This window comes from Sporosarcina sp. NCCP-2222, from assembly GCF_023168145.1.
Taxonomy (GTDB): Bacteria; Bacillota; Bacilli; order Bacillales_A; family Planococcaceae; genus Sporosarcina.
On the sequence record NZ_BQYK01000002.1, the window covers coordinates 155,691 to 161,750 of the forward strand.

General features: G+C 44.4%; 7 protein-coding genes. 6 read left to right on the top strand and 1 reads right to left on the bottom strand.

All coding sequences use genetic code 11. From position 1 onward, the window contains the following. The first annotated feature begins 31 nt into the window (after positions 1-31). The 6 genes from NCCP2222_RS04680 (at position 32) to NCCP2222_RS04705 (ending at position 4,015) form a co-directional block, all read left to right on the top strand. On the top strand, positions 32-490 hold the full coding sequence (locus tag NCCP2222_RS04680) for a LytTR family DNA-binding domain-containing protein (RefSeq protein ID WP_248510057.1): 459 nt from the start codon (positions 32-34) through the stop codon (positions 488-490). Then, positions 487-897: a DUF3021 domain-containing protein gene (locus NCCP2222_RS04685; protein ID WP_248510059.1), complete on the top strand. Its 411-nt coding sequence runs from the start codon at positions 487-489 to the stop codon at positions 895-897. Before NCCP2222_RS04680 ends, NCCP2222_RS04685 begins: the two co-directional genes overlap by 4 nt. A gap of 128 nt (positions 898-1,025) precedes the next feature. Then, the gene (locus NCCP2222_RS04690) at positions 1,026-1,865 is read left to right on the top strand and encodes a metallophosphoesterase family protein (RefSeq protein WP_248510061.1); all 840 of its coding nucleotides are present in this window, start codon (positions 1,026-1,028) and stop codon (positions 1,863-1,865) included. Between the two features lie 137 nt (positions 1,866-2,002). Continuing rightward, a complete protein-coding gene (locus NCCP2222_RS04695) occupies positions 2,003-2,515 on the top strand; it encodes an RNA polymerase sigma factor (RefSeq protein ID WP_248510063.1) in 513 nt (170 codons plus the stop codon). Further along, the gene (gene lepB, locus NCCP2222_RS04700; RefSeq protein WP_248510066.1) at positions 2,496-3,653 is read left to right on the top strand and encodes a signal peptidase I; all 1,158 of its coding nucleotides are present in this window, start codon (positions 2,496-2,498) and stop codon (positions 3,651-3,653) included. The genes NCCP2222_RS04695 and lepB overlap by 20 nt, the downstream gene beginning before the upstream one ends. A 29-nt stretch (positions 3,654-3,682) precedes the next feature. Continuing rightward, on the top strand, positions 3,683-4,015 hold the full coding sequence (locus NCCP2222_RS04705) for a DUF4288 domain-containing protein (RefSeq protein ID WP_248510068.1): 333 nt from the start codon (positions 3,683-3,685) through the stop codon (positions 4,013-4,015). A 47-nt stretch (positions 4,016-4,062) separates the two neighbouring features. Here NCCP2222_RS04705 and NCCP2222_RS04710 read toward each other — a convergent pair. Continuing rightward, on the bottom strand, positions 4,063-6,060 hold a 1,998-nt coding region (locus NCCP2222_RS04710; protein ID WP_248510070.1), incomplete at its 5' end, for a YfhO family protein.

Genomic DNA, 6,060 nt, shown 5'->3' on the forward strand with positions numbered 1-6,060 from the left:
AAGGTGAAAAGACTTTCTGGGGGTGGAACGAGTGAAAGTGACACTGGACATCGACAGTGACTACAAAGAGACAAAAGTCACGATCCATTGCAATGAAGTGGATAATTCAATAAAGGAGTTCCTTGATTTCCTAAAAGGGAAAAAGACCGAATTCCTCGTCGGACGGGACGGAGACATGCAACATATTTTAAAGCCGGATGACATCCATTACTTTCATACGGAAAAGGAAGGGGTCGTCGCTGTCACAAGTGAAGGATCATTCTCTTTACGGGAAAAGCTGTATGAGCTGGAGGAAATGCTGCCCAGCACTAAATTCATCCGGCTCTCCAAATCCGTCATTGCCAACCTACATGAACTGAGCCGGTTTGAGGCTTCTTTTAACGGAACCCTATGCGTCTATTTTAAATCGGGCGCAAAGGAATATGTTTCACGTACATACGTCAATGCGATCAAAGAAGCGTTGAAAATGAACAGGAGGAAAAACGGATGAAAACATTCTGGATCAGAAGTGTGCTTGGCATCTTTTTCGGATCGTTTCTGGCAATTATGACAATCTTCGCTGTCATCTATTTCGGTAAAACAGAAACTCTTAATTCAGCCATATTAGTAAAGAATGCGCTTGGCACCATGTTCTGCGGCTGGTTTTTCGCCGTGACTCCGCTGCTTTTTGAAAATGAAAGACTAACCTTGCCGGTGCAAACGGTCTTGCATTTCCTTAGCGTCAGTATTTTATATTTTTTCATTGCTTTCGTAGTTGGATGGGTGCCATTCTCAGTGAAGGGATTCTTCGGTATGCTGGGGCTCTTCATTTTGGTTTACGCGGGCATCTGGTTTTCGTTCTATAGGTACTTTAAGAATCAGGCAAAAAAATTGAATGAAGAATTAAATAGCTTATGATACTAGGCTCGCCAACGCTCGTACTTGGCGAGTTTTTCATTATTTACAACCCATTAACACAAATCCCACACGCCCTTTATATTCCACCTCTACAATGAACATGATCACAATTTGAAAGGAGCCAAACCATGAAAATTGCATTGTTCAGCGATCTGCACTACCCTGCCGTCGACGAGAGGATTCCGGGATTACTGGAGGCCCGTGCTGCATTCTACGAGGAATTTATCAATCAGTTTCTACAAGTGGATGCCGACCTTCATGTATCATTAGGCGACTTAACAAACTACGGCATGCCCCACGAGCTGCGGAATATCTATTCCTTAATTGGCGACAGCCGCGAATTTATTCATGTCCTTGGAAATCACGATAACTACACAATGCCCAAAGAGGAATTGCTCGCATTGACTGGCCAGAAACGCTATCATTCATTCGAAACAGATGAAGCCGTGTTCGCTTTTCTTGATACAGCACGCGAACTCGATTTCGAAAGCTGGGGCGGCTGGATGGACGACGAGCAATTGGAATGGTTCGAGCACGTCATCCAGCATTCCGAAGAGAAGCCATTGCTTGTATTCGCCCACCATCCGGTGTACAACACAACAGCAGGCTCCGACGGGGAAAACGGCTCCATTCATCCCGATATCGACATGCGCTCCTTGCTAAAGCAAAAGAAAGGCATCGGGATGTTTTTCAATGGCCATATGCATTGCGACTCCATTGTCAAAGAAGACAACTGGACATTCGTCCAAACGGCGGCATGCCTGGACCAGCCGTCCTTCCGCCTCATCAACATCCTAGAAGACGCCATCATTGTGGCAGCCCTCGACGTCGAAAGCGACGAGCTTAGAAAAAATGCAGCCATCATTTACGATAACATCAATCACTTCACGCACCGCCCGAATGCATGCGGAACTGACCTGAATCGCAACTGTGCCGTGTCTCTAATTCCGACAAGCCCGGTTTTGTGAATCGAACTATTAGACTGCCCTATCTATTCGATGGGGCGGTTTTTTTGTGTTTCAGGCTACTTATTTCACAAATCATTACTAAACGTTACCAAATCACAAATCTTGCGTCTAAGTAGTAGATAAGAGAGGTGAACGTGATGTCCAGTGAACAATGGTTTAATGATTTTTTCAATGCGGTCTATAGTTACATCTTCATGCTCGTGAAAGATGTTCATACTACTGAAGATTTGACGCAGGAGACGTTTATGAAAGTCATGGAAAATGAACATCAATTTAAGGGTGATTCCTCCATCAAAACATGGATTTTTCGTATCGCGTACACGACGACGATGAGTTATTTCCGGAAGAAAAGGCCGCTCACATCTTTATTTGACCTTCCTATGCTGAGCCACAAACATGAACCGTCCTCAGAGGAAATCGCCCTTCTCAACGCACAGCAAACTCAATTTTACGAAGCACTGCGCCAGTTGAAACCAAGCTACCAGCATGTGATTATTCTTCGCAAAATACAGGAGTTTTCCACAAAAGAAACGTCCCTCATCCTGAATTGTTCGGAAGGAAAAGTCAAAATGAGCTTATCAAGAGCACTTGCGGCATTTAAAAATGAATTAGAGAAAGGCGGGTTTACAAATGAAACACTTATCCGATGATGAGATTTTCCACGAATTGAAGCAGCTTGGAAAAGCATTTGAGCCAAGTACTGAGCAACGAAAGAATGTGCATCGTCTTTTGTTTCAACCATCTCGTCCTCACAAGACATTTCGCCAACGGACATTTCTTCCGTCCATCATTTCGCTAATCGTCCTTTGTTCTGTATTTGTTGGAGTATATATAAATTTTTCAAGTTCATCTGCAAAACTTGGTGGAGATGTAACCTCCTCTTGGAACGGAGTTTATCTAGAGCAAACGAGTCGAACAAGTCCTACAAGGTATGTAATTGGATTTAGTAAAGACAGCTTCACGATTAAAGATCAATCCATTATTCCATTTATCCAAACGTCAAAGGCGAATAAAGAGGAAGCACTTAAAGGATATAAAATAAAGGAGCCGGCTTTAGTTCCCGGAGAATATACGAATTACACCGTTACAAAAAGTGGTGACACATATACCATTACTGCCTCCGATTCTTTCAAGTATACAGTGGAGAAATTCGGCCCACGAAGATATGTCGGGGAAGATGGCATTGAATATTCCACTCCAACATACATGGATCAGGAAGGATCGATTACAGACGAGGTTACACCAAGACGGCTTGAATCAGCTGAAAAAACGGAGCATACATTTTTGATTGAATGGGGCTCCGACGCGATGGATAGTGGCAACCATGACTTTGAAAGCCACGAACATGGGAAGCTTGTCGTTTCACCAAACACCTATAGCTTAGAACGCGGGCAGGCTGTTTATTATCACATGCCGCCTTCTGTAACTTCGAAGAATCCCGCCATTCCTAAGATGTACATCGGAAGAGTCGTCGGATTGCCCGGTGAGACGGTCGAAATAAAAAGCGGCCAAGTGTTTATAGATGGCAAGAAGCTGGATACGTTCTATGGAAAAGCAACAGTACGCGGAATGGGAGAAGAAGAATACTTCACCACTATGCCTCGACAAAACAAAGATTCTGAACAAGGATTCAGGGAATATTTTAATACGGATATGGTCCCTGTAAAAGTTCAGGCCGATATGGTGTTCCTACTCGTCGATCATTGGTGGCGAGGCACGGACAGCCGTGAATTTGGGCCACTGCCGAAAGAAGAAATTGAAGGTATCATTTTAGGGCATGAACAATGAACAATAATGAAAAATTGGAGGCAGGTTCCTTGAAACTCTATTCAGTAAAATTACTGCTTGAATCTATCGTCGTACCAAATGAAGACAATACAAAAACGTTCGAGGAAACGATTGTCTTACTGCGGTCTACGAGCCGAGAAGACATTGAAGCCAAAATTCGAAATCACTTCGTTGATTACACATACGAAAATGCGGTTGGCGGACAGACGACTTGGCGTTTCGTCACCATTTTAGACGTATTTGAACTGGTGGATGTCTTTGACGGAGATGTCGATTTCAAAGAAGTGTATTGCCGTTTCTTGCCTTTCGATGAAATGATGACCGCAGAAGAAGTCATTGCTTTGTATTCACTGGATAAATAATAAAAACTTGTAAGGCACTCGGTGCATAACCCAAGTGCCTTTTCATCTCATCTCTTCTTTTTCCGTCTCCAATACCCTATTCCTATTAACAAAATTGCCGTGACGCCCGCCACTGCCCATGATTCTCTAAAAAACGGCGGATAGTATGTCAGTTCAATTTCATTCATTCCATCCTTTAATTCCAATCCGGTAAAGGCATAGTTAGCACGTAGAATATCCTGTTTCTCTCCATTGACTTTCGCCGTCCAGCCACGCTCATATGGAATCGGCAGCACTACATGCGAATCTCCCTTGGTATTATCCACCTTCACACTCGCATGATGCCCATTCCATGTGACAGCGGCTTGCGGTTTGTCTACGCTCTCTTTTTTCACTTCTTTTAAGGTCTCGTAGTCTTCTGTATACAAGGCAAAATCCCGCACATCATATTTGCCTTTCGGGACGCGAATGCGAATCCGCTCCTCCGCGGGCACCCGGATCGTCAGTTCATTCACGTTCGTCCGGTAGATGGAATCATTTTTCTTCCGTTCCGTCTCAAAGTCATTGACTGTCATCATGTAGTCTTTGTCATTCTTCTTCCGTTGAATGAAAAACGATAGAAATACATCTTCTTTCAGAAGACCCGGCTCATTGAGTATAACGTCCATTCCACCATTCTCTTCTGTTACATCCAGTACGCCATCCTTATACGATCCACCAACAGGTTCCAGTGCGGCACGATCTATCAAATTCTCCAGTTCTGGAATAGCTGATGTTAGGCTTTCGGCATTCTCCAGCACAATCCCTTGCAGCATCGCATGCTCCTTCGCAAGTGCAGACGCCCCTTCCAAGTCGCTTTCCAAGAATAAATCCGAAGTCGTCCGCACAAATGGCAAGCTGTATTCGTTCTGATACGCTACATACTCCCCTTCTCGGGCAATTTCCTTAAAGCCAAACGGCACAAGCTTCTCTTCCCCAACTTTCCGGATTACATAGGATCCGTTTAATAGGGCATACAGATTGGCACGGTCGCCAAGAGAGGCATAGCGGCTTACACTTTCCCGTCTCATATCAATGGAAAGATCGTCTAAATAGAAATGCAACAGATGTTTATTCAAAATGCTCGAATAGACACTCATCCCCTTGAAGTCCTGAACAATCGGCGTATTATTGCGCGTGTCGACCATCCAATCAATACGCGCTTGCGGGTTATCCTCCATCTCCTGCAATTTGCGGATCAATGTTCGCTGGTCGACTCCGTAATATTCTTCACTTTCCATGTACTCTCGCGTGATGCCATACTCGGGTCCCTTATTTTTCCCGTTATCTCGATACGTCAATTTCTCTTGCTGGAACATGTTTGCCGTAAGGAGTGTTGAGAAAATTAAAAAGCCGGCCGTCATCCAAAATGCCCAACGCTTCCGCCTCAGGACATACAGCAGCAAAATCACCATTGTCACAGCAGCACAAATAATTAAATACGATTCATAAAACTTTATTTTCAGCTTTGGATCAGCAATAAAAAACAACCCATACAATGCAGTGCTGGTGACGATGGCAACCAGGAGATCCCGCCACCTGACCAGTTTCAAATGTTGCAAAGCCGATCCTGCCACGCCGCCTGCGGCAAGGGCCAGGAAATGTTCCCACCGGTATTGAGGGGCGGACATCCCGTTAAAAAGACTTCCTACCATCGGACTGTAATGCAATATGCATAACGTGATCGTCAAGACAGCGAAAAAGCGGAACGCCCGTTTTTTATACAGCGGAACGATGAATAAACAAAGCAGCACAAATGCCGGCAAGATGACAAGCCTACCATGCAACAATAAGTTATCCACCGGTGCAATCAATGGAATGGCATCTTCAAAAGGAGGTCTATAGTTGTTTAAATAACCGTATACCGACGGAATGAAAAACGGAGCGCTGAGCCCTGCTCCTGTCAGTCCACCGAACAGAAACTGCCTGATTTGCTTCCCTTTCTTCGTCCCCTCCAAAAAAAGCGGAAACAACCAGCGGAAAACGATATAAATGCCCGCAATTAAAAAATTCACGTACGCAAAATA